Below are 26,401 nucleotides of genomic sequence, written 5' to 3'. Positions count from 1 at the left end.
ATTTGTGCCGAGGAGAGGCGGGCGAATGGTGGTCGTGGTGATGGGCGTGTCCGGATCGGGCAAGACCACGGTCGGCATGGCGCTGGCGGAGAAGCTGGCCGTGCCGTACGCCGAGGCGGACGAGTTCCACCCGCGGTCGAACATCGACAAGATGACCTCCGGCGTGCCGCTCACCGACGCCGACCGGAAGCCCTGGCTGCTGGCGATCGCGGTGTGGATCGGCGAGCACGCCGAGAGCGGCGGCGTCGTCACCTGCTCGGCGCTCAAGCGCTCCTACCGCGACCTGCTGCGCTCCGGCGGCCCGGCGTGGTTCCTGCACCTGCACGGCTCGCGCGAGGTGATCGCGGGCCGGATGTCCGGGCGCAGCGGGCACTTCATGCCGCCGTCCCTGCTGGACTCCCAGTTCGCCGACCTGCAGCCGCTGAGCCCGGACGAGGCGGGCTTCACCGCCGACGTCACCGAGCCCGTGGACCGGATCGTCGCCGAGGCGGCGGACCTGCTGCGATCCTGACGGCGGCCAGCGCGGCCGCGGCCGCCATGGCGATCAGCAGCGGCCGGGGGGCAGCGCCGGGCAGGCAGGCCAGCAGGGCGGCGGGCGGGAGCAGGGCGAGCGCCGACAGCGCGACCGCGTCCGTCCACACCCGACCCCGGCGCAGCGCCGCCGCGGCCAGCAGGGCGGCGGGCGCGCAGGTCAGCGGGTCGACCCCGGTGAGCGGCAGCAGCGCGCCGACGGCGGCGGCCGCCGCGGCCGCCCACAGCCAGCGGGCGGACACCCGGGTCGGCGTGGCCGCGCACAGGCACAGCGCCGTGGCCACGGCGGGCAGGGAGAACGCCGCGGCCAGCACGGCCTGCCACGGCGGGTCCTCCGGCGGGAACGCGACCACGACCGCCGCCGCGGCGGGCAGGACCGGGACGGCGGCGAGCAGCCTGGCCTCGGTCCACGCGCCCCGGGCGGCGGCGACCACCGCGCCCGCCGACGCCACCGCGACGAGCGTCCACAGTGACAGCACGGGCGCCGCGTGCGCCGACGCGAGCGAGAACGCGCCCATCGCCACGCCGAGCAGCAGGCCGAACAGCCCCGCTTGGCGGGCGGCGTCGCGCAGCCGGGGCCGCGTCCGCACGGCGAGCGCGAGGGTCGCGCCGGTCTCGGCCCAGCCGGGCCAGCCGTACTCCGCGTCGAGGTCGCCGTCGCGCCCGTCGAGGAAGCTCGCGACCATCTCCTCCTCGCGCTCGGCCCGGTACCGTGCGGGCAGCACGGACAGCAGGGCGCGGTAGCGGCGCTCCAGCCTGCTGGTCATCGCGCCTCCCGTGCCCGCAGCACGGCGCTGGCCGCGCGCACGTTCGACCGCATCCTGGCCACCTCGGCGGCGAGGGCGCGCACGCCCGCGTCGGTCAGCCGGTAGTAGCGGCGCAGCCTGCCCTGGTGGACCTCCTCGCGGTCGCGCTCGGCCAGGCCGTCGGCGACCAGCCGGTCCAGGACCCCGTACAGGGTCCCGACCCGCAGCCGCACCCGGCCCTCGGACAGCGCCTCCACGGCCTGGACGATCGCGTACCCGTGCATCGGCTCGTCGGCGAGCGCCGTCACCACCAGGAACGCCTGCTCGGACATGCCTCGAACGCTCATGCTGCGGAATATATCGGCACGCGATGTATAAGGCCAGCGCCGCGTCGGCGCGGTGTCAGCGGGGCGGGGGAGGCTGCCCGGGTGGCGCCCATCCTCATCCTGTCCGGCGGCTCGCCCACGGCGGCGGCCTACGCGGGCTACGCGGCGGCCCGCCTCGGCGAGCGGGGGCGGGACGCCCGCGTGGTGTGCGTGCGCGACCTGCCCACCCTCGCCCTGCTGACCGGGGACGCCGACCACCCGGCGATCGCCCGGCTGCGCGGCGACGGCGTCGAGGCGCTGGTCGTGGTCGCCGCCGTCACCCGGGCGTCGACGAGCGGCCTGCTCAAGACGCTGGTCGGACTGCTGGCCCCGGAGGTCCCCGCGCTGCCCGTCGCGGTCGGGGCCTTTCCCGCGCACGCGCGCGTGCTCGACCACGCGCTGCGGCCCGCGCTCGGGCCCCGGGCGCTGCCCACGCTGTTCCTGCCCGAGCACCAGGCCGATCTCGACCCGCTGGACGCGGCGTTGGGCACTTTGGAAACCGTCAACGCCTGTTCCCGACCGGGATGACGGTGCGCCTCGATAGCATGATCACATGTCGACATGGGCCGATCTGGCCGAGTACGTGCGCGAGGAATACGAGGTTCTCAGCGAGGCTGAGGACGAGATCCGCATCCTGTTCGACTTCGAGCACTTCAACGAGGAGGACGAGCGCACCCAGGTCGTGATCCTGGTGCGGGAGGTCCTCGACAAGCAGCACGAGTGGGTGCAGATCGCCACGCCCATCGGCAAGGCGGCCGACGTGGACCTGCGGGCCCTGCTCACCGAGATCGGGCACTCCAGCATCGCCTGCGGGGCGGCGATCATGGGGGAGCACGTCGTGCTGCGGCATTCGCTGCCGCTGGCGACCCTGGACATCCACGAGTTCACCGAGCCGCTGGCCCTGCTGGCCGGGACCGGCGACCAGCTCGAGGAGATGTTCTTCGGCGGCGACCACTACTGACGGAACCGAGAGCCCGCGTCGGCCATCCGATGGCGGAGACATCCGGAGGGGGATTCCACATGACGTACGGACCTGATCAGTCCAGCGGCTATCCGGCCTCGTCGTACCAGGGGCTGGCCACCCCGGCGGGCGGCCAGCAGTACGGCCAGTACGGCGCGCCCGCCGCGCCACCGGCCAAATCCGGCCGCGGCCCGGTGGTCGTCCTGGTCGTGCTGCTGGTGCTGGCCGTGATCGGCACGGGCACCTTCGCCACGCTCTGGATCATCGAGGGCGGCGACCACACCGCGACCCGCGAGAGCCTGACCAAGAGCGAGGGCGCGCTTGCCGACAGCGAGAAGCGGGTCAAGGAGGTGGAGGAGACCCTGTCGGGCGTCGAGGAGGACAAGCGCGTCGCCGAGACCAAGGTCGGCGAGCTGACCAAGTGCCAGGAGGCGGGCCGCGACCTCATCGATTCGCTGGACGGCGGCGACACCCCGGAGAACCGCGAGAAGACCAGCGACGCCCTGGACCGGATGGACTCCTTCTGCTGAGGCCCTGGCAAGATCGAGCGCATGACGGCCAGCGAACCCCAGCCCGCCACCGCTCATGACGCCCCGACGGTCCGCATCCGCCTTGCGGGAACCCTGCCGACCCCTCGCCCGACGCCGCAGAAGAGCATGGCCCGCAGGATCGCCCGCAAGATCCTCGGCCCGAACCTGTTGACCAAGCGCGACTGACCACCCACGGCCCACCCTGACGGGTGGGCCTTCTCCAGCTCACCCCGTCGCGGGTCCGGGGAGGTCGCCGGTCCGCTTCGAGCTCATCCGATGTGGTGAAGCACCAGCTCGCGGAGCCGGGGCACGTGGGACTTCACCTCACCTTGATCGGCGAGGCCGCCCGCTGGGGCCGGACGTTCCAGCGCGTTCCCACGCCGGTCCCGGCCGGCAGCCGAAGCCCTGCTGTCCCGGCCGTCCGACGTCCAGCGAGCCGAAGGCCATCGCCGGTCCTGCGGCGGGTTCTCGCCTCCCCGGCGTCGAGGCCGGAAGGACCGGCCCTCAGTTCAGGCCGACGCCCAGGTCCAGGGCGGCGGTGCTGACGCGCTTCATCTCGGCCTTGTGGGCCATCGGGTCGGGGAGGGGTGTGGCCGTGTCGGACTCGGCGATGATCACGTGCTGGTCGAGCACGGTGGCCGCGAAGCCGCCTCGGCTCAGCCGGGTCAGGCCCGGCACTACGGCCACCCGGTCGCGCAGGACGTCGTTGACGCTGCCCGTCCCGTCGGCCCGCACGAGGTCACCCAGGCGGGTCGCGTCGTCGGCGGTGTGCATGCGGACAACGGCGACGGAGGTGTGCACGGTCCTGCCGTCCGCCGTCGTGGTCGTGAACAGCGCCCTTGTCAGCTGCGCGCACGGCGTGTCGACCAGGAACGCCTTGGTGTCGCCGTAGGCGTGGGCGGAGCAGTCGCTGTCCAGGACGGCCCGCTGGGTCTCCGGCGCGCGGGCGAAGACGAACTCCGCGGCCGGGGCGGCGGGCGGCGGGGCGGGCTGTGGCGGCGCCGAGCCGGTCGACCACCACAGCACCCCGCCCGCCACCAGCAGCGCGGCGAGGGCACCGCCCGCGATCACGGGCCATCGGCGGCGCCGGGGCGGCGGCGCGGCGACCGGCGCCGTGCGCAGCGTGAGCGGCAGCTGGTCGGGCAGGGAGCTGACGATCAGCGACCCCTGGTCACTGGGCCGGGGCGGGAACTTGGGCACAGAGTCCGACACGGGGCCCTACCGTAGTGCTTCCGCCATTCGGGTGGCCATCGTTCGGTGGAGATCACGGTGGCCGACCGCCCCCGACCCGTGATCTACTCGGGAAAGCCGTCGCCGGGACGGCTCGCCGTATGGCGATCATCACAGCCGGGATGGGTTGGGGCGCATGGACACCGCTGCCGCCTTCGTCGACCGCAACCGCGCGTTCGCCGACGTGCTCGCCGCCGCCGACCCGGACACGCCCGTGCCCGCGTGCCCCGGATGGACGCTGCGGCAGCTGCTGACCCACGTCGGCCGCGGCGACCGCTGGGCGGCGACGATCGTGGCCACGCGCGCCGAGGCCCGCGTCGACCCGAAGACCGTCGCCGACGGCAAGCCGCCCGCCGACCACACCGCCGCCGTCGACTGGCTGGCCGCGGGTCCGGGCCTGCTCATCGACGCCGTCGCCGCCGACCCGGACGTTCCCGTGTGGACGTTCGTCGGGCCCCGGCCTGCCGCCTGGTGGGTGCGCAGACGGCTGCACGAGGTCCTGGTGCACCGCGCCGACGCGCTGCTGGCGCTGGGGAGCGCGGTCGACGAGGACCCGGCGCTCGCCGCGGACGGCGTGGCCGAGTGGCTGTCGCTGCTGGCGGACGGGAAGGCCCCGGCGCTGGACGACGGCGTCAGCCTCCACCTGCACGCCACCGACACCGACGGCGAGTGGACGCTGCGCCGCGACGGCGCGGGCGTGGTGTGGGAACCCGGGCACGCCAAGGCGACCGCGGCCGTGCGCGGCCCGGCCATGGAGCTGTTGCTGGTGCTGCTGCGCAGAACGCCGCTCGACCGGGTCGACGTCTTCGGCGACCAGGCGGTGGCGGCGGATTTCCTGGACCGCACGCCGTTTTGATTCACTGAATTGATCTCGCCTGGCAAGTGGGAATAAAAGGCCGGAACTTACCGGCAGGTAGCCGTGAATTGTCGGTGTGCCCGCGCTGAACCGCGCCTTTACACTCACTTGATGTGATCGCGCAAACACGCGTGTTCACGGAGTCCCTGCGACCGGGGGAGCGGGGCGACCGCTGGCCCGGTTAACTCCATGAGAGGTCCCATTATGAGAATCCTGCGAACAGCGGGGCTCGCGGTGCTGGCGGTCGGGGCGGTGACGCTGTCGCTGACCCCCGCGTCGGCGCACGACCCGAACACGCCCGAGGGCATCGCGGCCGTCCAGGCGTTCATGGCCGACCACGAGCCCGCCGACCGGCGCGCGCCGCTGGTCGGCACCGCGGACGGCGTCCCGTGCGTCAACGGCAGGGCGGACAAGTACCCCTGCAAGAACGTCGACCTCCTCAGCGTCCTGCCGCTGTCGAGCATCGGCGGGGGCAACGGCAACGACATCTGGGGCTGGACGGACCCGCAGTCCGGCAAGGAGTACGCGATCGTCGGCCGCACCAACGGCACGGCGTTCGTCGACATCAGCACCCCGACGTCCCCGCGCTACCTGGGCAACCTGCCGTCCAACGGCGGCAGCAGCACCTGGCGCGACATGAAGGTCTACAAGGACCACGCGTTCATCGTGGCCGACATGATCTCCGGGCACGGCATGCAGGTCTTCGACCTGACCCGGCTGCGCTCGGTGACCAGCCCGCAGACCTTCCGCGCGGACACCACCTACACCCGCTTCGGCCCGGCCCACAACATCGCCATCAACGAGGAGACGGGCTACGCCTACGCGATCGGGTCGAACACCTGCAGCGGCGGCCCGCACATGGTGGACATCCGCACCCCGAAGTCGCCGGTGTACGCCGGATGTGTCAGCCAGGACGGCTACACCCACGACAACCAGTGCGTGATCTACCGGGGCCCGGACGCCGACTACCGCGGCAGGGAGCTGTGCTTCAACTCCAATGAGGACACTCTCACCATCGTCGACGTGACGAACAAGTCCAACCCGGTGCAGATCGCGCGCAAGGGCTACAGCGCCGCGCAGTACTCGCACCAGGGCTGGCTGACCGAGGACCAGCGGTACTTCCTGCTCGACGACGAGCTCGACGAGCAGAACGGCTCGGACAAGCGGACCAAGACCTACATCTGGGACCTGGCGGACCTGGACAACCCGGTGCACACCGGGACGTACAACTCGCCCGCGCAGGCGATCGACCACAACCTGTACATCAAGGGCAAGTACGCCTACCAGGCCAACTACCGGGCCGGTCTGCGCATCCTCGATGTCTCGAACGTGGCCTCGGCCCAGCTGACCGAGGTCGGGTACTTCGACATCTACGAGTCCGGCGACGGCGCGGCGTTCAACGGCGCGTGGAGCAACTACCCGTACTTCGCCAGCGGTGTCGTGATCGTCAACGGCATCGAGCAGGGCCTGGTCGTCGTGCGGCCGAACCTCGACGGCGGCACCGAGCCCCCGGGCGACAAGTTCGAGAACACCACCGACGTCACCATCCCCGACGGCGGCTCGGCGATCACCAGCGACATCGCGGTGAGCGGGCTCTCCGGCAACGCGCCGTCCGACCTGCAGGTGAGCGTCGACATCCGGCACACCTACCGGGGCGACCTGGTGATCGACCTGGTGGCGCCGGACGGGACCGCCTACCGGCTGAAGAACTCCAGTTCCAGCGACTCGGCCGACAACGTGATCGCCACCTACTCGGTGAACGCGTCGTCGGAGACGGCCAACGGCACGTGGCAGCTGCGCGTCCGCGACGTCTACCGGGCCGACACCGGCTACATCAACGCGTGGAGCCTGCAGTTCTGAGCCCATGAGGGGACCGGGGACGCCCTGGCGGCGTCCCCGGTCCCCGCTCTGTTCGTGAGGAGTCCCCTATGCGCGCCCTGCGCCTGTACGAATGGGTGGCGGTCGGGGTCGCGGCGGTCGTCGCCGCTGGCCTGCTGCTGGTCATCGTGCTCACCCCGGGCAGCCCGTCCGCGCACACCATGCCCCAGGCCGTCGTCCCCGCGGCCCACAGCGACGGGCTGTCCGACGCGGAGAACGGCTACCGGATGGAGCCCGTCACCGTCCCGACCGAGCGCGGCGACGCGCTGGAGGCGGCGTTCCGGATCATCGGGCCGGACGGCGCGCCGGTGACCGACTTCCAGGTGAACCAGACCAAGAAGGTCCACTTCTTCGTGGTCCGCGACGACATGGCGGTGTTCCAGCACGTGCACCCGGAGCTGGTGGGCGACACCTGGCGAACGCGGGTCGCCCTGCCCGACGGCGGCGCGTACCGCATGTTCGCCGAGTTCATCCCGTTCGACTCCGCCGATCCCATGCACCCCATCGTGCTGGGCGTCCCGTTCGCGATCACCGGCGACACCGCGCTCACCCCGGTGCCCGCGCCCGCCGCGTCGACCTCGACCGCGGCGGGCTTCACCGTGAGCCGGACCGACGGCGTCGCGCCGATCCCGGTCCGCACCCCGACCCTGCTCCGCCTGGCGATCCGCGGGCCCGACGGGCAGCCGGTGGAGAAGGTGGAGCCGCACCTGGGCGCGAGCGGGCACATGACCGGCTTCAACACGATGCTGCTGTCGGCCACGCACCTGCACCCGGTGGAGCCCCCGGGCACCCCGCTGATCGACGGGGAGCTGACCTTCCGTGCCGCGTTCGCGGAGCGGGGGGAGCACCGGCTGTTCCTGGAGTTCAACGTGGGCGGGGTCGTGCACACGGCGGCGCTGACGGTGATGGTCACCTGAGTTCGGGGGTAACGGTCGGGCCGGTGCGCCGATTCCCGCGATGTGATCATCACGTGCCCCAGGTGCTTCAGCGCCAACGATGTCCTACCGCCGCGCAAGCTGCCGGACCACCTGCTGCAGTACCGGTGTGAGAACGAGGGTGCGCACGGTATCCACGAGTGGCTCACGACGGTGGGGGCGGTCAAGGGTCCGGGTGAGGTGCGGGAGGGCGTCACCGACGACCTCCTCACCCCGCTGGGCACGTGTGTGATCCAGGGCGAGCCCTTCGTGGAGTACGGAATCGTCGAGCACCGGCTGCGCACGGGTTTTCCCGCCTTGTTCGCTGGGCACGTGGCCGAGCAGGGCCACTCGATGTTCGGCCCTCGCACCTACACGGCCTCCAGCGTCCGCTTCGCCCTCGCCCTGGGCCGCCTGGAGCGGATGGGTGAGCTGGTGAGCAAGTACGGCCCAGCCACCGGCGCTTGGCGTCACAACGGCCAGGTGACGTACTGGGCCAGACCCGGCACCCCAGCCGACCAACGCCTGACCTGGGCCGAGTACTGCGCCCGACTCGGCCGCCCTCCAGAGTGGACCGACGAGGACAGGCGCGGCCTCAGCGCGCCTTGAGATGGGTGAGGAGGGATTGGGCGGCTGAGCAGGACGGGTGGGGGCTGCGCCTGCTCGAGCCGGTTCAGGGGACGGTCGGTGGAGTGGATCGACGCGGCGGGGGGCGCCGGGCTTGGGGCGCGAGGGCGAACCAAGGCGTCGAGGATGCAGTCGCTTCGCGAACCACGGTAGGCGGCGGTCTGGCCGGGCTGGAGTCGGCCGAGGTTTACCTCGTGGCGCGTCGGGCGGGCTGTGGGGACCCGCGTGCCCGGGGGCGGCTCAGCGGGCCGTCGGCCGGTGGCACGGGCTGGGCGTGCGGGGCTTGGAGGCGGTCCGGCGGTCGTCGGAGTGGGTCTTCCCGACCCTAGAGCCAGCTCAGCGGGCCGTGAGGCGGTAGTTGGCTGTGGTTTCGGCGCTGAGGGCGAAGCGGTCGCCGCGGACCAGGGTGTGGCGCCATTCGACGCGGTGGGGGCCTGCGTAGCTGAGGCGGTGGATGGAGAGGGCGGCCTGGTCGGGGGTGGTGCCCAGGCGGGTGCGTTCGCCGGGGGTGGGGAGGACCGCGCGGATCGTCTCCTCGCCTCGGTCGAGGCGGAGGCCGGTGCGTTCGGCCAGGACGGTGTAGAGGCTGGTGTGGGAGAAGTCGGCGTCCAGGATGGGCTCGGCGATGGCGGCGGGGAGCCAGACGCGGTCGATGGCCAGCGGGTCGTCGCCCGCGTAGCGGACGCGTTCGATGTGGACCAGCGGGGTCGAGCCCTCCAGGCCGAGGCGGTCCGCGACCACGGCGTCCGCGCGCAGGCCGATGGTCTGGACCACGCTGCGCTGCGCCAGTCCGGTCCCCTCGACCGACGAGAAGAGGCTGTAGAGCACGCCCAACGGCTGCACGATGTCGGCCGCGGGCGACACGCGGGGCTGGCGGCCGCGCTCCGCGGTGACCATCCCGTCCGCGCGGAGCTTGCGGAGGGCCTGGCGGACGGTGTGCCTGCTGACGCCGTAGTCCTCGACCAGGGCCAGCTCGCCGGGGAAGCCGTCGGCGAACTCGCCGATCCGCAGCCGCTCTATCAGGTCGTCCTGCAGTTGACGCCAGAGCGGGCGCGCGCCGGCGCGGTCGAGTGTGCGTGCCGCCATCACCAGTCCTCCCGCCGGGAAGTCTCGCATCACCGGGGCAGCAGCCGCAGGAGGTTGTCCCGGGCGTTCTCCAGCGGGCGCATCGACCCGGCGGCCTGCGACTGCAGCACCGCCCCCTCCAGCGCGGCCACGATGAACCCCGCCAGCGAGGCGCAGTCGCGCGCCCCGGCCCGCTCCAGCGCCCCGGCCAGGGCGTTCTCCCAGGACGCGAACACCTCCGCGGCCGCGGCGCGGACCCGCTCGTCGGCCACGGCCGCGGCGGCGATCGGGCAGCTCGCCGCGTCCCCGGACCCGGCCAGCGCCGGGCGCCACCACTCCACCAGCGCGGAGATCGCCTCCGCGGGCGACTGGTCGGCGGTCACGCGCTCGATCAGCCGCAGCACGTAGTCACCGGCCGCGTGCGTGGCGGCGATCACCAGGTCGGTCTTGCCGCCGGGGAAGTGCTGGTAGATGGACCCGCGCGCGGTCCCGCTGTGGGCGAGCAGGTCGGCCACGCCGGTCGCGGCGACGCCGCGCTCGCGCATCAGGGCGATCGTGCTGGCGATCAGGCGGTCCCGCGGACCCATGCCACCTCCTAGACCGGTCGGTCTATGCTACGCCCGTAGACCGACCGTTCCATAGAACCGGGGTGATCCGTTGACCACCGCACTCGACTTCGCCGGGCTGTCCGGCCTGGAAGCACTGCGGGCGATGTTCGCCATGCCGGAGCCGCCGCCCAACATCGGCTCCTTCCTCGGGATGCGGGTGGAACGGCTGGAGGAGGGCGACGTCGCCTTCAGCCTCCCGACCCGGCCGGAGTACGCGAACCCGCTCGGCACGCTGCACGGCGGCATCTGCGCCACGCTGCTGGACTCGGTGATGGCCTGCGCGGTCCACTCGCGCCTCCCCGCGGGCGTCGGCTACGGCACGCTGGAACTCAAGGTCAACTACGTGCGCGCCGTCCCGGCCGACGGCGGCCTGATCACCGCGGCCGGGACCACGATCCACGTCGGCCGCAGCACCGCGACGGCCGAGGGCCGGGTCACCGACGCCGAGGGCAGGCTCGTCGCGCACGGCACCACCACCTGCATGATCTACCGCTGACGCACGGCGACGGCGGGCGCCGGGGTCAGCGGCAGCATCGGCATCAGCACGGCCTGATAGGCGTGGTAGGTGTCCGGTTTGCCCGCCCAGGTGCTCGCCGCGGGCCGCCCGTCCGGGGTCAGCTCGTGCCGCCAGCCGCCCAGTTCGGCATCGATGTGGTGCTCGCGCGCGTACGCCCAGAACCGGCTGTACCAGTCGGCGTACTGGGCCTCGCCGGTGCGCGCGTGCAGCGCCCACGCGGCCAGGACGGCCTCGCAGATCACCCAGTGCATGCGGGCGTCGACGACCGGGCGGTCCCGCCAGTCCAGCGTGTAGACGAACCCGGCGTGGCCGTCGGCCTCCCAGCCCCGGCGCACCGCCGAGTCGAACAGCGCACGGGCGTCGGCCAGCAGCCACGCCGGGGCGTCCGCGCCGAGGACCGCGTCCAGGTGCAGCAGCAGCCGCGCCCACTCCAGCCAGTGCCCGACGGTGCCGCCGTACGGGCGGAACGGGTGGTCGGGCCGGTCGCGGTTGTACTCCAGGTCCACGGTCCAGTCCGCGGCGTAGTGCTCGGGCAGCCGCCAGTCGTGGGCCGCGGCGAACTCGTGCACCATCCGGTAGGCGATGCGCAGCGCGCGCTCGTGCAGCATGCGGTCGCCCGTGACGTCGCCCGCCGCCAGATAGGCCTCGACCAGGTGCATGTTGCTGTTGGCGCCCCGGTAGTCCTCGGTCGACGTCCACGCCGCGTCCCAGGTCTCGCGGGCCAGGCCCGCGTCCTCGTCCCAGAACCGCCGGTCGACCACGGCCAGCGCCTCGGCCAGCAGGTCGGCTCCGCCCGGGCGGCCCGCCGCCGCGGCGCCCGCGCCCGCGAGCACGACGAAGGCGTGCGCGTAGCCGTCCTTGACGGTGTCCTCGGTGTTGGTGAACCAGCCGCCGTTGGCGGTGTCGCGCAGCGGGCCGGTGGTCAGCGCCGCGATCCCGTGGTCGATGAGGTCCGCGGCCGACACCCCGGGCGCGGGCATCTCGGCCAGGCCGTCGGCGAGGCCGAACACGTGGGTCATGCGGCAGGTGATCCAGGTGGCGACGGGCTGGCCGGGCTGGGGCGCGCCTGCGGCGTCCAGCCAGGCGAAACCGCCGGGGACCCGGGAACCGGTCGCGAAGGCGGCCAGGGCCCTGCGCTGCTCGGTCAGCCACTTGCGATGGGCCGCTGAGGTGATCACCTCGGGGTCGATCGTCACGGCCAGACCTTAGGACTCAATCGGTTAAGCGGTCAACGCGCCCTGCGTGCGGGCGTCCTCGGCGACCGAGCGCAGCGCGGTGACCGTGACGTGGCCGTCGGCCAGCAGCGCGGCGTCGGTGTGCGGGGCGGGCGGCTCGTCGCCGACCACCGAGCCGACCTCGATCGCGCCGTCCTCGGTGCGCTGGACCAGGGCGCGCACGGAGCCGAACGGCGCCAGCGGGGCCCACTGGACCGGCTTGAGGTCGGCGGCGGGGACGTCGGGCACGTTGACGTTGAGCACCGTGTCCGGCGGGCTCTCGGCCAGCGTGCGCAGCAGGTCGGCGACCAGGCTCGCCGCGGTGTCCCAGTGCGGCTCCTCGCTCGCCTTGAGCGGGACGTCGAGGGACATGGCCAGCGCGCGGACGCCGTTGATGCTCGCCGTCAGCGCGGCCCCGACGGTGCCCGAGTGCAGCACGGCGCGGCCGACGTTGGCGCCCCGGTTGATGCCGGAGAGCAGCAGGTCGGGCTCGTCGCAGAAGGCGCCGTGGCAGGCGGCCAGGGAGATCAGCCCGGGATGGGCCTCCACCGCGTAGGCGGGCACGTCCGGCAGGCTCGCCAGCGGGTGCTCCTTGGTGACCACGCGCCGGTCCTCCGCGGCCGCGGTCAGCCCCGCCGAGGTGCCGCTGGACTCCGCGTGCGGGGCGGCGACCACGACGTCGTAGCCCGCGGCCAGCGCCGCGCGCGCCAGCGCGAGCAGCCCGGGGGAGTCGATGCCGTCGTCGTTGGTGATCACGACCATCGTCATATCCAGTTGCTACCCCGTCCGGGGCGCGGTCAACCCAGAGTCCACTGTAGACAGGTTTGGCGCGGCGGCGGCCGGGTACGCCGGTCATCGCCGACACCTGAAGGGGGCGATGCGCCGTGTCCGATTTCCGCCGTGAGCTGGCCGCGCAGCTGCGAGTCGACTCGATCAGGGCCGCGGCGGCGGCCGGGTCGGGCCACCCGACGTCGTCGATGTCGGCGGCCGACCTGATGGCCGTGCTCCTCGACGGGCACCTGCGGCTGCGCTACGACCGCCCGGACGACCCCGCCAACGACCACCTGGTGTTCTCCAAGGGACACGCGTCGCCGCTGTACTACGCGATGCTCAAGGCCGCTGGCGCGGTGAGCGACGACGAGCTGCTGGGCTTCCGCACCTTCGGCAGCAGGCTGGAAGGCCACCCGACCCCGCGCATCCCGCCCACCGACGTGGCCACCGGCTCGCTGGGGCAGGGCCTGCCGGTCGCGGTCGGGCTGGCGCTGGCGGGCAAGCGGCTGGACCGGCTGCCGTACCGGGTGTGGGTGCTCTGCGGCGACTCGGAGATGGCCGAGGGCTCGATGTGGGAGGCCATCCAGCACGCGGGCTGGGCCGGGCTGGACAACCTGGTGGCGATCATCGACGTCAACCGGCTCGGCCAGACCCGGGAGACCATGCTGGGCTGGGACGTCGACGGCTACGCCGAGCGGCTGCGCGCCTTCGGCTGGCACACCGTCGTGGTCGACGGCCACGACGTCGACGCCGTTGACCGCGCCTACGCCGAGGCCGAGGGCGCCGACCGGCCCGCCGCTGTCGTCGCCCGCACCGAGAAGGGGCACGGCGTCGCCGTGGTCGAGGACAAGCCGGGCAAGCACGGCAAGCCGCTGGACGACCCGCGCGCGGCCATCGCCGAGCTCGGCGGCGAGCGCGACCTGGCCGTCTCCGTCGCCGCGCCCGCCGACGGCACGCCGTACCGGTTCCCGCCGGGCTCCGCCGACCCGCCGACGTGGCGCGTCGGCGAGGAGGTGGCGACCCGCAAGGCGTACGGGGTGGCGCTGGCCGCGCTGGGCGCCCGCGACGGCGCGGTGGTCGCCCTGGACGGCGAGGTGTCGAACTCCACCCACAGCGAGCTGTTCGCCGAGGCGCACCCCGAGCGGTACTTCGAGATGTTCATCGCCGAGCAGCTCATGCTCGCCGCCGCCGTCGGCATGCAGGCGCGCGGGTGGAAGCCGTTCGCCTCGACCTTCGGCGCGTTCTGGTCCCGCGCTGCCGACTTCGTCCGGATGGCCGCCGTGTCGCGCGCCGACCTGCGGCTCTGCGGCTCGCACGCGGGCGTGTCCATCGGCGAGGACGGGCCGTCGCAGATGGCGTTGGAGGACCTGGCGTTCTTCCGCGCCGTGCACGGCAGCACGGTGTTGCACCCGTCGGACGCCAACCAGACCGCGCAGCTGGTGCGCGCCATGGCGGAGGTGCCCGGCATCTCCTACCTGCGGACGCTGCGGGGCGCGACGAAGGTGCGGACACCGGCGGACGAGCACGTGCGCGTCGGCGGCAGCCGGGTCGTGCGCGAGGGCGACGACCTCGCCATCGTCGCGTGCGGGATCACCGTCGACGAGGCGGACGCCGCCGCCGAGCTGCTGGCCGCGCAGGGTGTGCGCGCCCGGGTGGTCGACTGCTACTCGGTCAAGCCCATCGACGTCGACACGCTGGTCGCCGCTGCCCGCGAGACCGCGGGGCTGATCGTCGTCGAGGACCACTGGCCGCAGGGCGGACTGGGTGAGGCCGTGCTGGCCGCGCTGGCAGAGGCTGACGTCCAGGCCACCGTGCGCCACCTCGCCGTGCGGGACATGCCCGTGTCCGGCAAGCCCGCGGAGCTGCTGGCCGCCGCGGGCATCGACGCCGAGGCCATCGCGGCCGCCGCGCGCGTGATCATCGGGCGGACGGGGTAGTCCCCGGACATGGACGCACCGAGGAGCGAACCATCGACCGCGGAACTCATCAGCCGCGTCGGCGACCAGGTGTCCCGCCTGGTCCGCGACGAGCTGGCGCTGGCCAAGGCCGAACTCCGGCAGAAGGGCAAACGGCTGGGCGCCGGGGCCGCGCTCGGCGGCGCCGCCGGGGTGCTGGCCTGGTTCGGGCTGGGCGCCCTGCTCGTGGCCGCCGGGGCCGCGCTGGCCCTCGTGCTGCCGGTGTGGGCCGCCGCGCTCATCGTGGGCGCCGTCCTGCTGCTGGCCGCGGGCGTGCTCGCCGCCGTCGGCGTGGGCGACGTCAAGAAGGCCACCCCGCCGGTGCCCGAGCAGGCCATCGCCAGCACGCGCCGCGACATCAACGCGATCAAGGAAAGGGCACACCGATGAGCAGGCAGGAGGACGTCCTGCGCGAGGACATCAAGCAGGCCCGCGCCGAGCTGGCCGACACCGTGGAGCTGCTGGTCGAGAAGACCGACGTCCGCGGGCGCGCCTCGGCGAAGGCCGACGAGCTGCGCGGCCGCGCGTCGGCCAAGGCGGGGCAGCTGCGCGGCCGCGCGTCCCTGGCGGGCAGGCGGACCGCGGCGCGGGTGCGCCGCGACCCCGTTCCGGTCGCGGTCGGCGCCGTGCTGGGCGTGGGCGCGCTCGGCGCGCTGGCCCGCGGGCTGCGGCACTAGACCCGGTCGATGACGAACGCGGTGAGGAAGCCGAGCGTGGTCAGCAGACCGGCGTAGAGGTGCGCGCGCTCGAACGCCTCCGGGATCATCGTGTCGGCCACCATCGCCAGGATGGCGCCCGCCGCCACGGCGGTGATCACCGCGACCAGCTGGGGCGACGCGTCGGCCAGTGCTGCCCTGCCCAGCAGGGCGGCCACGCCCGAGGCCGCCGCGATCGCGGCCCACACGCCGAAGACGTAGCGCGCGGAGCGGCCGGCCTCCTTCATCCCCGCCGCGCTGGACAGGCCCTCGGGCAGGTTGGAGATCGCCACGGCGGCCAGCACGGTCACGCCGACTCCGCCGCCGTGCAGCGACAGCCCGAGGACCACCGACTCCGGCACGCCGTCGAGCAGCGCGCCGACCGCGATGGCCGTGCCGCTGCCCGCGTGCTGCTCCTCCGACGGCTGCAGCCCGGACGAGCGCTTGCGGTGCCGCGCGCCGCGCCGGGACAGGGCGATGTTCGCCGCGACGTAGGCCAGCGCCCCGGCGAGGAACCCGCCCGCGGTGGCCGCGAGGCCCCCGGTGCGCGCTGCCTCGTCGACCAGCTCGAACGACAGCGCCGCGATCAGCACGCCCGCGCCGAAGGCCATCACCGCGGCCACGACGCGCGCGGGCACCCGGACCAGCCAGGCGACCGCCGCGCCGACCACCAGGGTCGACCCGGCCGCCAGGCCCCACAGTCCCGCCGCGACCCATTCCGGCACGCGACCGAGGGTAGTCCGATGTGGACGGGGTTTGCCGGGTGCGCAGGCGTGGAATGTGGAGAACTACCGACACAAGGAGTTGCGATGACTACCGCACGTGAACTGATGACACCCGATCCGGTGTGCGTGGAGACCTCGTCCACCGTGCGCGAGGCGGCGGCGAAGATGGCCTCGTCCTCGGTCGGGTCCCTGCCCGTCTGCGGGCAGGACGGCAAGCTCAAGGGCATGATCACCGACCGCGACATCGTGGTGAAGGTGCTGGCCGAGGGCAAGGACCCGATGGCCGTGCACGTCGGCGAGCTGGCCCAGGGCGAGGTGGTCACCATCGGCGCCGACGACGAGGCCGAGGAGATCCTGCGCACGATGGCCCGCCACGAGGTCCGCAGGCTGCCGGTCATCGACGGCCACGAGCTGGTCGGGATCGTCGCCCAGGCCGACGTGGCCAGGGCCCTGCCGAACGAGACGGTCGGCGCGCTGCTCGCCGACATCTCGGCCGAGTGAACCGGAAGGGAGCCCCGTGCGCGCGGTACTCCTCAACTGCTCGCTGAAGAGCTCGCCGGAGCCGTCGAACACCCAGGTGCTCGCCGACGTCGTGCTGAAGTCGCTGACCGAACGCGACTGCGCGACCACCGTCCACCGGCTGGCGGACATGACCATCCCGCCGGGTGTGGTGACCGACGCGGGCGACGGCGACCAGTGGCCGCGGATCCACGACGACCTGCTGGCCGCCGAGATCCTGATCTTCGCATCGCCCACCTGGCTGGGCAGGCCGTCCTCGCTCGCGCAGCGCGCGCTGGAGCGGATGGACGCGATGCTGTCCGAGACCGGCGACGACGGGAACCCCGTGGCCTACAACCGGGTGGCGGGGGTGGTGGTGACCGGCAACGAGGACGGCGCCCACCACGTCATCAGCGAGATCAGCGGGGCGCTGATCGATATCGGGTACACCGTGCCGGGCCAGGCGTGGACCTACTGGAACATGGGTCCCGGCCCCGGGCCGAGCTACACCGAGACCGACCACCGGCACGAGTGGTCGGAGAAGACGGCCGCGGCCATGGCGCACAACCTGCACTCCGTCGCCGAGGCGCTGCGCCGCAACCCGATCCAGCCGCGCTAGTGCTACAGCTCGCACCGTCCGTGGACGACCGCGACCGGGCAGGGCGCCACGTGCGCCGCCCGGTGGCTGACCGAGCCCAGCAGCATCCGCCGCAGCGCGCCCCGGCCGTGCGTGCCGACCACGAGCAGCGCCGCGCGCGCGGCCCGGTCGAGCAGGGCGTGGCCCGGCGGCTCGGGGACGGCCTCGACCTCGACCGGGACCGTCGGGTACGCCTCCAGCACGGGGGCGAGCGGGCCGCTGAGCAGGTCGTCGGCCAGGACGGCGCCGCGGTCGGCGTCGCTGGCCCACAGGTCCACCGCGCCGAACCCGGGGACGGGCTCGGGCGACCAGCCGTGCACCGCGCGCAGCCTCTTGCCGTGGCGGTGGGCGTACTCGGCGGCGAAGGCCACGGCGGCGTTGCTGGAGTCGTCGTCGGCGATGCCCACCACGACGTCGCCGTCGGGGTCGCCGACCCCTCTGGCCACCACGACCGGGCGGCGGGCGGCCTTGAGCAGGGCGTCGGTGGTGGAGCCCAGCACAGCGCGGGCCACCGCGTTGTGGCCGGTCGCGCCGACCACGACCACCTCGGCGTTCTCCTCGCCCGCCACGGCCAGCAGGCCTGGCGCGGGCGGGCCCAGCGGGATGCGCGTGCGCACCTCCAGGTCGCCCGCCTGCTCCCGCAGGACGGCCGCCAGCTCGCCGAGGATCGTGGCGGCGGCGGCGCGCAGGTTCTCCTCATCGATGCCGTCGGTGGGCACCGGACCGGCCAGCGCCGGGGCGACGGGGACCGGGTCGACGGCGAACACCGCGATCAGCGGGCCGCCCGTGCGGCGCGCCTCGGCGGCCGCCCAGCGCACGGCGTCCTGGGCGCCGGGCGAGGCGTCGTATCCGACGACAACAGCGCGGTCGCGCACCGCGGACCTCCCTCTCACGCCCCGTTCTCGACCGACCTGCTGTCCTTCGGGGCGGGCTTCATCTCGGCCGGGTCCTGGTGGCGCAGCGGCAGGGCGAACCACAGCGTCGCGAACCCGGTCAGGGCCACCGCCGAGGCGATGGCGGCGGGCACGGTCCCGGCGATGACGTCCACCAGCAGTAGCACCGTTCCGGACACCGCGCAGGCCAGGCAGCCCAGGCCCCAGAGCGCGAAGCGGTTGGAGCTGCGCAGGATGCGGTCGCGCTTGCCGTGCCGGAACAGCATCCGGTGCCACGCGGCGGGCGCGGTGAACAGGGCGACGGCGACGACGGTGAACCCGACCGTGATCAGGTGCACGGCGTGCTGGAAGTCGCTGCCGCGCAGATAGGGCTCGGTGAAGGTGACGGCGAGCAGGAAGCCGAACAGGATCTGCACGCCTGCCTGGGCGACCCGAAGCTCCTGCAGCAGCTCGTTGACGTTCCTCCGTAACCGGGCGGCGTCCGACTCATCCGTCAACCCATGCCTCCTGACCTCGCACGACGCCAGCGACGTACCCCATTCGGGTAAAGCTCAACCGTGGCGCGCCCGCGCGGGGATGCGGTTACAGTGGGGCTCGTCCGAGCCGTATGCACCGAGGAGCCGCGCGGTGAGCACCCTGTTGACGCTGGGCCGGTCCGACCACGGCGACGCCGTGGTGGTGACCGCGGAAGGCGAGGTCGACCTGGCCACCGCCCCCCAGCTGGCGGCCGCCCTCGCCGTGGCGGGCGCGGACGCCGACCGCCTGCTGGTCGCCGACCTCAGCAAGCTCCGCTTCCTGGGCTCGGCGGGCCTGGCGGTCCTGGTGACCGCGGGGACCGACGCCGAGCAGAACGGCCGCTCGCTGGTGGTCGTGGCGGGCCCGGAATGCGTTGCCCGCCGCGCGCTCCACCTCACTGGTCTAGACCGCGTGCTGACCATCGTGGACGACGAGGGCGCCGCCCTGACGCCCGGGACCCCCAGGGCCTAGCGCCAGCGGCGGCCTCAGTCGCCGATCCGCTCGCGCAGCCGCCGCAGCGTCCGGCTCAGCAGGCGGGAGACGTGCATCTGGGAGAGCCCGACCTTCTCGGCGATCTGCGTCTGGGTCATGTTCCCGTAGAACCGCAGGATCAGGATCCGGCGCTCGCGCTCGGGAAGCTCGGCCAGCAGCGGCTGCAGGGTCTCCTGCTGGTCCACCTCGGCCAGCGCGCGGTCCTCGAAGCCGATGCGGTCGCCCACCGACGCCGAGTCCTCGTCCGGGCCCAGCACCTCGTCCAGCGACTGCGACCGGTAGCCGCCCGCGGCCTCCAGTCCCTGGTAGACGTCCTCGATCGGCTCCTTGAGGTGGGCGGCGATCTCGCTGGGCGTCGGCGCGCGGCCCAGGGTCTGGGCGAGTTCGGCGCTGGCCGTGCTGACCGCGAGGTGCAGCTCCTTGAGCCGCCGGGGCACGCGCAGCGACCAGCAGGTGTCGCGGAAGTGGCGGCGGACCTCGCCCATCACCGTGGGGATCGCGAAGGACAGGAAGTCCGTGCCGCGGGCGGGGTCGAAGCGGTCGACGGCGTTGATCAGGCCGACGGTCGCCACCTGGAGCAGGTCGTCCTGGGGCTCGCCGCGGTTGGCGAAGCGCTGGGCGATGTGCTGGGCGACCGGGAGGTGGCCGGTGACCAGCCGGGTGCGCAGGTCGGCGCGGCGCGGGTCGTCGGGCGACAGCGCGGCGAGCTCGTCGAACAGGGGGGCGAGGTCCGCGTAGTCACCTGTCTCGCGCCGGGCGTGCGTCGTCAGGTGGGGCTGGGTCACAGCACGCCGCTCTTCCTGGCCATGAGGACCTCGATGACCAACTGCGCCTGCCCGGAGTCGGTGCGCACGGTGGTGGCGATCGAGTCGACCAGCGCGGTCAGCAGCCGCCAGCCCAGGGTGTCCGGCCTGATCGGGGCGGTGTCGGTCACGGCGACCGAGACGCCGAAGGTGAGCGACCGCGGCAGCAGCGAGAACCGCCCGCACAGCCTGCCGCCGGGGACCGCGCGCCGGATCAGCATCGTGCAGATCTCGTCGGCGACCAGCTTGAGGTCGGCGATCGCGTCGATGTCGTAGTCGGCGCGCATGGCCACCGCGCCCGCCATGGTGCGTACCAGCGGGAGACTGTCCAGTGCCGCGTCGACCCGCAGTTCGACGAGTTCGCCTTGCGTCATGGCCTCAGCCGTATCCGAGTCGGCGCCTGTGGCCGCCGGTTGCGGCCACCAGCCCACGTGCGTCCAGTCAGTCACGGTGGTGAGGTACCCGCTCAGCGCGGATTCACACGTGAGGGAGACGTATCAGCGCATGCGGGAGCGTCCGAGCGGCGACAGCCGGAGGTGATCCACGCGCGCCGCGTGGCGTTCGGCCACACGGCCGGTGAACGCGTCCCAGGCGTCCGGCTCCTCCTCGGCGTGGCCGGTGAACAGGACCAGCGCGTGCTCGCCCTCGCGGACGGGCAGCCGGGGGAATCCGTTCGGGCCGGGGTCGGTCTCCAGCAGACCGAGGGGAGTGCCGGTGGGAACGCCTGCGATGGCGGTGCGCACCGCGTCGTCGGCGGGTCGGGGGAGCAGGCACACGGTGGCGGTGATCAGCGCGTGTCCCGAGGTGTCGGGCAGGTCGCCCCAGCCGGGCGCGGGGCGCAGCAGCAGCACGTCGTCGGAGTCCACCATGGCCGCGTTGGCGGCGGCGCGATTGGACTTCCACGCCTCACTGTCCAGATAGAACGCTTCGAGCGCGCGCGTGCGCCGGTCGAGGTCGGGAAACGAGCGGACCCAGACGAACCGGTCGGGGTCGTCGAGGTCGGCGAACTGCCCGTCGACCCGCATCCCGCACGCCTCGAGGGAGTCGGTGAAGACGCGCTCGAACAGGTCCGCGAGCACGGGGAACCCGCCGGGGCGCAGCGTGTACTGGCGCAACTCGACCACAGTCATGCGGCGAACTGTACGGACCGTTCGGTACAGTTTCAACGGGCGAACGCGCGGAGTCCCGCGTAGGCACCGTCGAGCGCGTCGGAGAGGGCGCGCGGGTCCTCGTAGGTGCGGGCCATGAGCAGGCCGCCCTGCAGCGCGCCGATCGTGGCCCGGGCCAGGCGCGCCGGGTCCGCGTCGGCGGCGAGTTCGCCGCGGTCCCGCAGGGCGGCCAGGCCCTCGGCGAGGGGGGTCGACCAGCGGTCGAAGGCGGCGACCAGGGCGTGGCGCACGTCCTCGTCGGTCCCGGCCAGCTCCGCGGCCAGCGCGCCGAGCGGGCACGCCGCCACGCCGGTCGGTCCGGCGAACACCCCGGGCAGGGCGGCCAGCCAGCGCTCGATGCCCGCCCAGGTGGTCAGCTCGGCCAGGTGCTCGCGCTGGCCGTCGAGCAGGCAGTCGAGCTGGTGGTCGAGCACGGCCGCGACCAGGTCGGCCTTGCCGTCGAAGTAGTGGTAGAGCTGGCTCTTGCCGCACTCGGCGCGCTCCAGCACGTCGTCGACGCCGGTCGCGCGCACGCCCTGGGCGCGGAACAGCTCGGCGGCGGCGCGGACCAGGCGCTCCCGCGTCCGCCTTCCGCGCTCGGTCCTGGGTAGGGTGGCCATCCGGCGAGTGTACTGATCGGTCCACACCGGCTACACTCCGTGCGCATCGCGTCCTAGGGAGTCCACTGTGTCGTCTGAGCCGACCGGTCCGGTCGGGCTGGTGCTGGCCCGCCCGGCGCGGCTGCTGGGCGTCGAGCCGTTCTTCATGGAGTTCATCGCGGGCATCGAGGAACGGCTCGCCGAGCGCGACCTCTCGCTGCTGCTGCACGTCGTGGCCGACCACGAGGCGGAGATCGCCGCCTACCGGCGCTGGGCCGAGCGCGACCTCGTCGCCGCCGCGATCGTCGTCAACCGGACGGTCGACGACCCGCGGCCGGACGAACTGGTGGCCATCGGGCTGCCCGCGCTGCTGGTCGGCGAGCCCGCGGCGGGGCTGCCCGCCGTGCGCACGGACGACGCGGGCCCGGTCCGCGCCGCCGCCGAGCACCTGCTCGGCCTCGGCCACCGCCGCATCGCCAGGGTGAGCGGCCCGGACACGCTGCTGCACACCCGCGCCCGCGCGGCGGCGCTCGCCGAGGCGTGCGCGGCGGCGGGGATCGAACCGGTGACCGTCGAGGGCGACTACTCGGAGCAGTCGGGCGCCAAGGCGACAGCCGACCTGCTGCGCGCGGACGAGCCGCCCACGGCGATCCTGTACGACAACGACGTGATGGCGGTCGCCGGGCTCGGCGCCGCGAAGGAACTCGGCGTCGACGTGCCCGGCGCGCTGAGCCTGATCGCCTGGGACGACTCGACGCTGTGCAGGCTGGCCTCGCCGGGCCTGACGACGATGAGCGTGGACGTCCACCGCTTCGGCGGGACCGTCGCCGACTCCGTGCTCGACCTCCTCGCCGGTCGCCCGGTCCCCGAGCGCTGGTCGCCCGCCGCGCGGCTGGACGTGCGGGGCAGCACCGCGCGGGCCGTATGAAGCGGCCGACCATCGCCGACATCGCCAAGGCGGCGGGTGTCTCGACGGGTGCGGTGTCGTACGCGCTGAACAACCGGCCCGGGGTCTCGGAGAGCACGCGCGCCCGGATCCAGGACATCGCCGACCGGCTCGGCTGGGTGCCCAACCGCGCCGCCCGCGCGCTGTCCGACGGCCGGGCGGGCGCCATCGGCCTGGTGATCGACCGGCCGGCCAGGGCGATCGGGGTGGAGCCGTACTTCATGCAGCTGGTGTCCGGCATCCAGGACGCCCTCGCCGACGGGACCACGGCGTTGCTGCTGCAGGTGACGGACAACGCCGAGACCGAGCTGACGCTGTACCGGCGGTGGTGGGCCGAGCGGCGGGTCGACGGCGTGCTGCTGGTGGATCTGCGCGCGGACGACCCCCGGGTCGACCTGGTGACGCGGCTGGGGCTGCCCGCGGTGATCTTCGGCGAGCCGGTCGTGCCCGACGGCCCGCCCTGTGTGTGGACCGATGACGCGGTGGCGATGGTCGAGGTCCTGCGTCATCTGGCGGGGCTGGGGCACCGCCGGGTGGGGCGGATCGCCGGGCCTGCGGAGTTCGTGCACACACGGTCGCGCTCGCGGGTGTTCCTGGCCGAGGCGGAGCGGTTGGGGTTGGCGGCGGGGATCATCAACGCGGACTACAGCGCGGAGGACGCCGGACGGGCCACCCGCCAGGCGCTTGGGGTGGGGTCGCCGCCCTCGGCCTTGGTCTTCGACAACGACGTGATGGCCGTGGCGGCCCTGGGTGTTGCGCAGGAGCTGGGGTTCGCGGTGCCGGAGGACTTGTCGATCGTGGCTTGGGACGACTCGACGTTGTGCTCGTTGGTGCGGCCCGCTTTGACGGCCGTGCGGCGACCCATCGTGGAGCGGGGGGCGGCGGCGGTGCGGTTGTTGCTGTCGGTGATCGAGGGGGTGGGTGGGGGGCATCTGCGGACGGCTGATCCGGTGTTGGTGGTGCGGGGGAGTACGGGGGCGGTTTAGGGCGGGGCTTCTGGGGTGGGGTTTGGGGCGGGGCTTCTGGGGAGGTTGGGCGGGGCTTCCGGGGGCGGGGCTTCCGGGGGCGGGGCTTCTGGGTGGGTCTTGGGGGCTGGGCTGTCCTTGCTGGTGGGCGGTTGTTCCTGGGCGTTGCCTGCTCTGGCTTGCCCTTGCTTCCGGCCCGGCCCTGCTTGCGCACCGTCCGGTCGCTGGTTCTGTCGGGGTGGACTTGCGCCTGCCCTCCCTTGCCTGCCTTGCCTGCCCTGCCCTCCCCTTGCCTGCCCTGCCCTGCCTGCTTGCGCTCCGTTATGTCGCCGGTCCTGTTGGCGTGGACCCGCTCCTCCCTTGCTTGCCCTCCCTTGCCCTCCCTTGCTTGCCTTCCCTTGCCAGCCCTTCCTTGCCTGCGCCCCGTCATGCCGCCGTCCCTGTCGGCATGGAGCCGCACCGGCCCCTCCGCTTGCCCTTCCTTGCTGCCTTCCCTTACCTGTCCTCGGCTGCCTGGTGCCCTGTCTTGCCTTCGGTCTCCTTGCCTCCTCTGTCCCTTTGCCTTCCGTGGCTTGGTTGTCGGCTCGCCGTTCCGGCGTTGCTCTTGGTCAAAAGCGTCCTCGCCGGACGGGCAGGTCTCCGGGATGGGGTCGGGCTTGCCTGCCATCCCGTCGACCTCCCGGAGGGTTACCACACCCAGGGTGGGGGCGCGGAGCTTTGGGTGTTCGCTTGTCAGAGCCCTGGGGGCTCTGACGTTGCAAGCTGCGGTTTCGTCGAGGGCCGCGCCCCCACCCTGGGTGTGGTAAGGCTGCGCCAGGTCGACGGGATGGCAGGCAAGCCCTGCTTTGGGGGGTGGTGGGGGTTGACGCTTAACCGGTTAATTGGTTAAGTGTGGGCGTCCTTCCTCTCGGCGGAGACACACCTTGGGGTGTGGGAGCGGCTCCGCGGTCAGGCGGGTGGCACGCCTGTGCGTCCGACGTGACTGCCGCTTCCCATGACTGTCCACCGTGTCGTTCCGGCGTGCGCTTTCTCCGAATTGTTGACGACGACGATTCAGCCGAGAGGTGTTCCCATGAGGAAACGGCTGGCCGTGGCCTTGACCACGCTCGCCGCTTTGGTCCTGACCCTGGTTGTGGTGGTGCCGTCCGCTTCGGCGGCCACCGGGCTGCATGTGCGGGAGGGACGGCTCTACGAGGCCAATGGCACCGAGTTCGTGATGCGCGGGGTCAACCACGCGCACACCTGGTATCCCGGGGAGACCAGCTCTTTCGCCGACATCAAGGCCACTGGCGCCAACACGGTCCGGGTGGTGCTGTCCGACGGCACGCGGTGGACGCGCAACGGTGGGGCCGATGTGGCCAACGTGATCTCCCTGTGCAAGACCAACAGGCTCATCTGCGTCCTGGAGGTGCACGACACCACCGGTTACGGCGAGCAGAGCGGGGCCGCGTCGCTGGCGCAGGCCACCGACTACTGGCTCAGCTCCGACATCCGGGCCGCGCTCGCCGGGCAGGAGGACTACGTCATCCTGAACATCGGCAACGAGCCCTTCGGCAACACCGGCTACCAGGACTGGACCGCGCACAGCAGCCAGGCCATCCAGCGGTTGCGCGCGGGCGGGTACGACCACGTCCTGATGGTCGACGCCCCCAACTGGGGGCAGGACTGGTCGTTCACCATGCGGGACAACGCCGACCAGGTCTACGCCGCCGACCCGACCGGCAACACCATGTTCTCCATCCACATGTACGGGGTGTTCGACACCGCCGCCGAGGTCTCGGCCTACCTCACCGCGTTCGTCGACGCGGGGCTGCCGATCCTGGTCGGCGAGTTCGGCCACGACCACTCCGACGGCAACCCCGACGAGGACGCCATCTTCGCCACCGCCCAGCAGTTGCGCCTGGGCTACCTGGCCTGGTCGTGGAGCGGCAACGGCGGCGGCGTCGAGTACCTGGACATGGTGACCTCCTTCAACCCCGCCCAGCTCACCGCATGGGGCCAGCGCGCGGTCAACGGCGCCAACGGCATCAGGGCCACCTCCCGCGAGGCCACGGTCTACGGCGGCGGCCCTGGCGACACCACCCCGCCCACCGCGCCGGGCGCGCCGACGGCGTCGGACGTCACCGCGAGCGGCGTCCGTCTGTCGTGGACGGCCGCCACCGACAACGTCGGGGTGACCGGCTACCAGGTCGTCCGCGTCGCAGGCGGCGGTGAGACCCCGGCGGCCTCGTCGGCCACCACCTCGGCCACCGTCACCGGGCTCACCGCGGCGACCGCCTACACCTTCGCCGTCTACGCCACGGACGCCGCGGGCAACCGCTCGACGAGGTCGGCGACGGTGAACGTCACCACGACCGGTGGCGGCGGGGGCTCCTGCGCGGTCACCTACAAGGTGGCAGGCCAGTGGCAGGGCGGCTTCCAGGGCGACGTCACCATCCGCAACACCGGGGCGTCCCCGGTGTCCGGGTGGTCGCTGCGCTGGTCGTTCGCCGACGGGCAGCGGATCTCCCAGATGTGGAACGCCACGCCGACGCAGGCCGGCGCGCAGGTCACCGCGGCCAACGCGGGCTGGAACGGCACGATCGCCTCCGGCGGCTCGGCGAGCTTCGGCTTCATCGGCAGTTGGACCGGGGCCAACTCCGCGCCGACCGCGTTCACCCTCAACGGCGCCGCCTGCACCGTCGGCTGATACTCCGGCCCGGTGGCGGCGGCCCAC

Annotated in this window: 33 protein-coding genes; 19 read left to right on the top strand and 14 right to left on the bottom strand. The window is 73.2% G+C overall.

From position 1 onward, the window contains the following. Positions 1 to 25: 25 nt before the first annotated feature. Positions 26 to 511 (top strand): gluconokinase, encoded by a 486-nt coding sequence (locus Actkin_RS19265; protein WP_258903668.1) that lies wholly within the window; start codon positions 26 to 28, stop codon positions 509 to 511. Here Actkin_RS19265 and Actkin_RS19260 read toward each other — a convergent pair. Then, positions 456 to 1,298: a hypothetical protein gene (locus tag Actkin_RS19260; protein WP_258903667.1), complete on the bottom strand. Its 843-nt coding sequence runs from the start codon at positions 1,296 to 1,298 to the stop codon at positions 456 to 458. The genes Actkin_RS19265 and Actkin_RS19260 overlap by 56 nt on opposite strands. Continuing rightward, a complete protein-coding gene (locus Actkin_RS19255) occupies positions 1,295 to 1,609 on the bottom strand; it encodes a PadR family transcriptional regulator (protein WP_189211790.1) in 315 nt (104 codons plus the stop codon). Before Actkin_RS19255 ends, Actkin_RS19260 begins: the two co-directional genes overlap by 4 nt. A 96-nt stretch (positions 1,610 to 1,705) precedes the next feature. On the opposite strand from Actkin_RS19255, the gene Actkin_RS19250 reads away from it, so the two are divergent. Genes Actkin_RS19250 through Actkin_RS19235 form a run of 4 tightly spaced genes read left to right on the top strand, consistent with a single transcriptional unit; the run spans position 1,706 to position 3,319 of the window. Then, the gene (locus Actkin_RS19250; protein ID WP_258903666.1) at positions 1,706 to 2,170 is read left to right on the top strand and encodes an NAD(P)H-dependent oxidoreductase; all 465 of its coding nucleotides are present in this window, start codon (positions 1,706 to 1,708) and stop codon (positions 2,168 to 2,170) included. A 25-nt stretch (positions 2,171 to 2,195) separates the two neighbouring features. Beyond that, positions 2,196 to 2,603: a type III secretion system chaperone family protein gene (locus Actkin_RS19245; RefSeq protein WP_189210914.1), complete on the top strand. Its 408-nt coding sequence runs from the start codon at positions 2,196 to 2,198 to the stop codon at positions 2,601 to 2,603. Positions 2,604 to 2,662: 59 nt separating this feature from the next. Continuing rightward, the gene (locus tag Actkin_RS19240; RefSeq protein WP_189210913.1) at positions 2,663 to 3,133 is read left to right on the top strand and encodes a hypothetical protein; all 471 of its coding nucleotides are present in this window, start codon (positions 2,663 to 2,665) and stop codon (positions 3,131 to 3,133) included. A 21-nt stretch (positions 3,134 to 3,154) separates the two neighbouring features. Continuing rightward, positions 3,155 to 3,319, top strand: coding sequence for a hypothetical protein (locus tag Actkin_RS19235; protein WP_189210912.1), 165 nt, complete (start codon positions 3,155 to 3,157; stop codon positions 3,317 to 3,319). Between the two features lie 318 nt (positions 3,320 to 3,637). On the opposite strand, the gene Actkin_RS19230 is transcribed toward Actkin_RS19235, so the two are convergent. Continuing rightward, positions 3,638 to 4,345: a hypothetical protein gene (locus tag Actkin_RS19230; protein WP_258903665.1), complete on the bottom strand. Its 708-nt coding sequence runs from the start codon at positions 4,343 to 4,345 to the stop codon at positions 3,638 to 3,640. Between the two features lie 154 nt (positions 4,346 to 4,499). On the opposite strand from Actkin_RS19230, the gene Actkin_RS19225 reads away from it, so the two are divergent. From Actkin_RS19225 to Actkin_RS19210, 4 genes are all read left to right on the top strand, one after another. Beyond that, entirely contained in the window at positions 4,500 to 5,219 is a 720-nt protein-coding gene (locus Actkin_RS19225) for a maleylpyruvate isomerase family mycothiol-dependent enzyme (RefSeq protein WP_258903664.1), read from the top strand. A 204-nt stretch (positions 5,220 to 5,423) separates the two neighbouring features. Next, positions 5,424 to 7,079, top strand: a complete 1,656-nt coding sequence (locus Actkin_RS19220) for a choice-of-anchor B family protein (RefSeq protein WP_258903663.1) — start codon at positions 5,424 to 5,426, stop codon at positions 7,077 to 7,079. Between the two features lie 68 nt (positions 7,080 to 7,147). Then, positions 7,148 to 8,014 carry a DUF8832 domain-containing protein gene (locus Actkin_RS19215; protein ID WP_258903662.1) on the top strand — a complete coding sequence of 289 codons (867 nt, stop codon included), beginning with the start codon at positions 7,148 to 7,150 and terminating at the stop codon, positions 8,012 to 8,014. Between the two features lie 198 nt (positions 8,015 to 8,212). Then, entirely contained in the window at positions 8,213 to 8,620 is a 408-nt protein-coding gene (locus tag Actkin_RS19210) for a hypothetical protein (RefSeq protein ID WP_258903661.1), read from the top strand. A 354-nt stretch (positions 8,621 to 8,974) separates the two neighbouring features. On the opposite strand, the gene Actkin_RS19205 is transcribed toward Actkin_RS19210, so the two are convergent. Both Actkin_RS19205 and Actkin_RS19200 read right to left on the bottom strand, forming a co-directional pair. After that, positions 8,975 to 9,724: a GntR family transcriptional regulator gene (locus tag Actkin_RS19205; protein WP_258903660.1), complete on the bottom strand. Its 750-nt coding sequence runs from the start codon at positions 9,722 to 9,724 to the stop codon at positions 8,975 to 8,977. A gap of 29 nt (positions 9,725 to 9,753) precedes the next feature. Next, complete coding sequence (locus Actkin_RS19200) at positions 9,754 to 10,290, bottom strand: TetR/AcrR family transcriptional regulator (protein ID WP_258903659.1); 537 nt, start codon at positions 10,288 to 10,290, stop codon at positions 9,754 to 9,756. A gap of 70 nt (positions 10,291 to 10,360) precedes the next feature. Here Actkin_RS19200 and Actkin_RS19195 point away from each other — a divergent pair, with 70 nt between their 5' ends. Beyond that, positions 10,361 to 10,807 (top strand): PaaI family thioesterase, encoded by a 447-nt coding sequence (locus Actkin_RS19195; RefSeq protein WP_258903658.1) that lies wholly within the window; start codon positions 10,361 to 10,363, stop codon positions 10,805 to 10,807. On the opposite strand, the gene Actkin_RS19190 is transcribed toward Actkin_RS19195, so the two are convergent. Further along, positions 10,798 to 12,024, bottom strand: coding sequence for an AGE family epimerase/isomerase (locus Actkin_RS19190; protein WP_229786901.1), 1,227 nt, complete (start codon positions 12,022 to 12,024; stop codon positions 10,798 to 10,800). The genes Actkin_RS19195 and Actkin_RS19190 overlap by 10 nt on opposite strands. Before the next feature lie 24 nt (positions 12,025 to 12,048). Beyond that, entirely contained in the window at positions 12,049 to 12,810 is a 762-nt protein-coding gene (gene surE / locus Actkin_RS19185) for a 5'/3'-nucleotidase SurE (RefSeq protein WP_258903657.1), read from the bottom strand. 116 nt (positions 12,811 to 12,926) lie between these two features. Here surE and Actkin_RS19180 point away from each other — a divergent pair, with 116 nt between their 5' ends. Genes Actkin_RS19180 through Actkin_RS19170 form a run of 3 tightly spaced genes read left to right on the top strand, consistent with a single transcriptional unit; the run spans position 12,927 to position 15,445 of the window. After that, complete coding sequence (locus Actkin_RS19180) at positions 12,927 to 14,750, top strand: transketolase (protein WP_258903656.1); 1,824 nt, start codon at positions 12,927 to 12,929, stop codon at positions 14,748 to 14,750. Positions 14,751 to 14,759: 9 nt separating this feature from the next. Next, a complete protein-coding gene (locus tag Actkin_RS19175; RefSeq protein ID WP_189210901.1) occupies positions 14,760 to 15,158 on the top strand; it encodes a phage holin family protein in 399 nt (132 codons plus the stop codon). Beyond that, entirely contained in the window at positions 15,155 to 15,445 is a 291-nt protein-coding gene (locus Actkin_RS19170; protein WP_189210900.1) for a DUF3618 domain-containing protein, read from the top strand. The genes Actkin_RS19175 and Actkin_RS19170 overlap by 4 nt, the downstream gene beginning before the upstream one ends. Here the strand turns inward: Actkin_RS19170 and Actkin_RS19165 are convergent. Further along, a complete protein-coding gene (locus Actkin_RS19165; RefSeq protein ID WP_258903655.1) occupies positions 15,442 to 16,188 on the bottom strand; it encodes a ZIP family metal transporter in 747 nt (248 codons plus the stop codon). The two genes, Actkin_RS19170 and Actkin_RS19165, sit on opposite strands and share 4 nt — an antisense overlap. Before the next feature lie 84 nt (positions 16,189 to 16,272). Here Actkin_RS19165 and Actkin_RS19160 point away from each other — a divergent pair, with 84 nt between their 5' ends. Beyond that, on the top strand, positions 16,273 to 16,689 hold the full coding sequence (locus tag Actkin_RS19160) for a CBS domain-containing protein (protein WP_189210898.1): 417 nt from the start codon (positions 16,273 to 16,275) through the stop codon (positions 16,687 to 16,689). Between the two features lie 16 nt (positions 16,690 to 16,705). Beyond that, entirely contained in the window at positions 16,706 to 17,305 is a 600-nt protein-coding gene (locus Actkin_RS19155) for a flavodoxin family protein (protein WP_258903654.1), read from the top strand. 2 nt (positions 17,306 to 17,307) lie between these two features. Here the strand turns inward: Actkin_RS19155 and Actkin_RS19150 are convergent, their stop codons facing one another. Next, positions 17,308 to 18,198, bottom strand: coding sequence for a universal stress protein (locus Actkin_RS19150; protein ID WP_258903653.1), 891 nt, complete (start codon positions 18,196 to 18,198; stop codon positions 17,308 to 17,310). 14 nt (positions 18,199 to 18,212) lie between these two features. Next, on the bottom strand, positions 18,213 to 18,713 hold the full coding sequence (locus Actkin_RS19145) for a DUF6328 family protein (RefSeq protein ID WP_189210895.1): 501 nt from the start codon (positions 18,711 to 18,713) through the stop codon (positions 18,213 to 18,215). Positions 18,714 to 18,843: 130 nt separating this feature from the next. On the opposite strand from Actkin_RS19145, the gene Actkin_RS19140 reads away from it, so the two are divergent. Further along, complete coding sequence (locus Actkin_RS19140) at positions 18,844 to 19,203, top strand: STAS domain-containing protein (RefSeq protein WP_189210894.1); 360 nt, start codon at positions 18,844 to 18,846, stop codon at positions 19,201 to 19,203. 14 nt (positions 19,204 to 19,217) lie between these two features. Here Actkin_RS19140 and Actkin_RS19135 read toward each other — a convergent pair whose 3' ends face one another. The 4 genes from Actkin_RS19135 to Actkin_RS19120 form a co-directional block, all read right to left on the bottom strand. Then, on the bottom strand, positions 19,218 to 20,009 hold the full coding sequence (locus Actkin_RS19135) for a SigB/SigF/SigG family RNA polymerase sigma factor (protein WP_189210893.1): 792 nt from the start codon (positions 20,007 to 20,009) through the stop codon (positions 19,218 to 19,220). Beyond that, complete coding sequence (locus Actkin_RS19130) at positions 20,006 to 20,401, bottom strand: ATP-binding protein (RefSeq protein ID WP_189210892.1); 396 nt, start codon at positions 20,399 to 20,401, stop codon at positions 20,006 to 20,008. The genes Actkin_RS19135 and Actkin_RS19130 overlap by 4 nt, the downstream gene beginning before the upstream one ends. Positions 20,402 to 20,524: 123 nt before the next feature. Beyond that, positions 20,525 to 21,157 (bottom strand): NIPSNAP family protein, encoded by a 633-nt coding sequence (locus Actkin_RS19125; RefSeq protein WP_258903652.1) that lies wholly within the window; start codon positions 21,155 to 21,157, stop codon positions 20,525 to 20,527. A gap of 32 nt (positions 21,158 to 21,189) precedes the next feature. Beyond that, entirely contained in the window at positions 21,190 to 21,795 is a 606-nt protein-coding gene (locus tag Actkin_RS19120; protein WP_258903651.1) for a TetR/AcrR family transcriptional regulator, read from the bottom strand. Positions 21,796 to 21,862: 67 nt separating this feature from the next. On the opposite strand from Actkin_RS19120, the gene Actkin_RS19115 reads away from it, so the two are divergent. The 3 genes from Actkin_RS19115 (at position 21,863) to Actkin_RS19105 (ending at position 26,374) form a co-directional block, all read left to right on the top strand. Continuing rightward, positions 21,863 to 22,702, top strand: a complete 840-nt coding sequence (locus tag Actkin_RS19115) for a LacI family DNA-binding transcriptional regulator (protein WP_189210889.1) — start codon at positions 21,863 to 21,865, stop codon at positions 22,700 to 22,702. Beyond that, entirely contained in the window at positions 22,699 to 23,706 is a 1,008-nt protein-coding gene (locus Actkin_RS19110; protein WP_258903650.1) for a LacI family DNA-binding transcriptional regulator, read from the top strand. The genes Actkin_RS19115 and Actkin_RS19110 overlap by 4 nt, the downstream gene beginning before the upstream one ends. Before the next feature lie 1,051 nt (positions 23,707 to 24,757). Beyond that, positions 24,758 to 26,374, top strand: coding sequence for a cellulase family glycosylhydrolase (locus Actkin_RS19105; protein WP_258903649.1), 1,617 nt, complete (start codon positions 24,758 to 24,760; stop codon positions 26,372 to 26,374). Positions 26,375 to 26,401: the final 27 nt, after the last annotated feature.

This window comes from Actinokineospora sp. UTMC 2448, assembly GCF_024760565.1.
Taxonomy (GTDB): Bacteria; Actinomycetota; Actinomycetes; order Mycobacteriales; family Pseudonocardiaceae; genus Actinokineospora; species Actinokineospora fastidiosa.
Note: the sequence above shows the minus strand (reverse complement) of the source record. Positions and strands in the feature narration are given on the sequence as shown.

Excerpts from the sequence above, each read along its gene's own strand:
- Actkin_RS19265 (WP_258903668.1), top strand. The coding sequence starts at position 26 with ATGGTGGTCGTGGTGATGGGCGTGTCCGGATCGGGCAAGACCACGGTC.
- Actkin_RS19260 (WP_258903667.1), bottom strand. The coding sequence starts at position 1,298 with ATGACCAGCAGGCTGGAGCGCCGCTACCGCGCCCTGCTGTCCGTGCTG.
- Actkin_RS19255 (WP_189211790.1), bottom strand. The coding sequence starts at position 1,609 with ATGTCCGAGCAGGCGTTCCTGGTGGTGACGGCGCTCGCCGACGAGCCG.
- Actkin_RS19245 (WP_189210914.1), top strand. The coding sequence starts at position 2,196 with ATGTCGACATGGGCCGATCTGGCCGAGTACGTGCGCGAGGAATACGAG.
- Actkin_RS19240 (WP_189210913.1), top strand. The coding sequence starts at position 2,663 with ATGACGTACGGACCTGATCAGTCCAGCGGCTATCCGGCCTCGTCGTAC.
- Actkin_RS19235 (WP_189210912.1), top strand. The coding sequence starts at position 3,155 with ATGACGGCCAGCGAACCCCAGCCCGCCACCGCTCATGACGCCCCGACG.
- Actkin_RS19225 (WP_258903664.1), top strand. The coding sequence starts at position 4,500 with ATGGACACCGCTGCCGCCTTCGTCGACCGCAACCGCGCGTTCGCCGAC.
- Actkin_RS19220 (WP_258903663.1), top strand. The coding sequence starts at position 5,424 with ATGAGAATCCTGCGAACAGCGGGGCTCGCGGTGCTGGCGGTCGGGGCG.
- Actkin_RS19215 (WP_258903662.1), top strand. The coding sequence starts at position 7,148 with ATGCGCGCCCTGCGCCTGTACGAATGGGTGGCGGTCGGGGTCGCGGCG.
- Actkin_RS19205 (WP_258903660.1), bottom strand. The coding sequence starts at position 9,724 with ATGGCGGCACGCACACTCGACCGCGCCGGCGCGCGCCCGCTCTGGCGT.
- Actkin_RS19200 (WP_258903659.1), bottom strand. The coding sequence starts at position 10,290 with ATGGGTCCGCGGGACCGCCTGATCGCCAGCACGATCGCCCTGATGCGC.
- surE (WP_258903657.1), bottom strand. The coding sequence starts at position 12,810 with ATGACGATGGTCGTGATCACCAACGACGACGGCATCGACTCCCCCGGG.
- Actkin_RS19175 (WP_189210901.1), top strand. The coding sequence starts at position 14,760 with ATGGACGCACCGAGGAGCGAACCATCGACCGCGGAACTCATCAGCCGC.
- Actkin_RS19170 (WP_189210900.1), top strand. The coding sequence starts at position 15,155 with ATGAGCAGGCAGGAGGACGTCCTGCGCGAGGACATCAAGCAGGCCCGC.
- Actkin_RS19160 (WP_189210898.1), top strand. The coding sequence starts at position 16,273 with ATGACTACCGCACGTGAACTGATGACACCCGATCCGGTGTGCGTGGAG.
- Actkin_RS19130 (WP_189210892.1), bottom strand. The coding sequence starts at position 20,401 with ATGACGCAAGGCGAACTCGTCGAACTGCGGGTCGACGCGGCACTGGAC.
- Actkin_RS19125 (WP_258903652.1), bottom strand. The coding sequence starts at position 21,157 with ATGACTGTGGTCGAGTTGCGCCAGTACACGCTGCGCCCCGGCGGGTTC.
- Actkin_RS19120 (WP_258903651.1), bottom strand. The coding sequence starts at position 21,795 with ATGGCCACCCTACCCAGGACCGAGCGCGGAAGGCGGACGCGGGAGCGC.
- Actkin_RS19110 (WP_258903650.1), top strand. The coding sequence starts at position 22,699 with ATGAAGCGGCCGACCATCGCCGACATCGCCAAGGCGGCGGGTGTCTCG.
- Actkin_RS19105 (WP_258903649.1), top strand. The coding sequence starts at position 24,758 with ATGAGGAAACGGCTGGCCGTGGCCTTGACCACGCTCGCCGCTTTGGTC.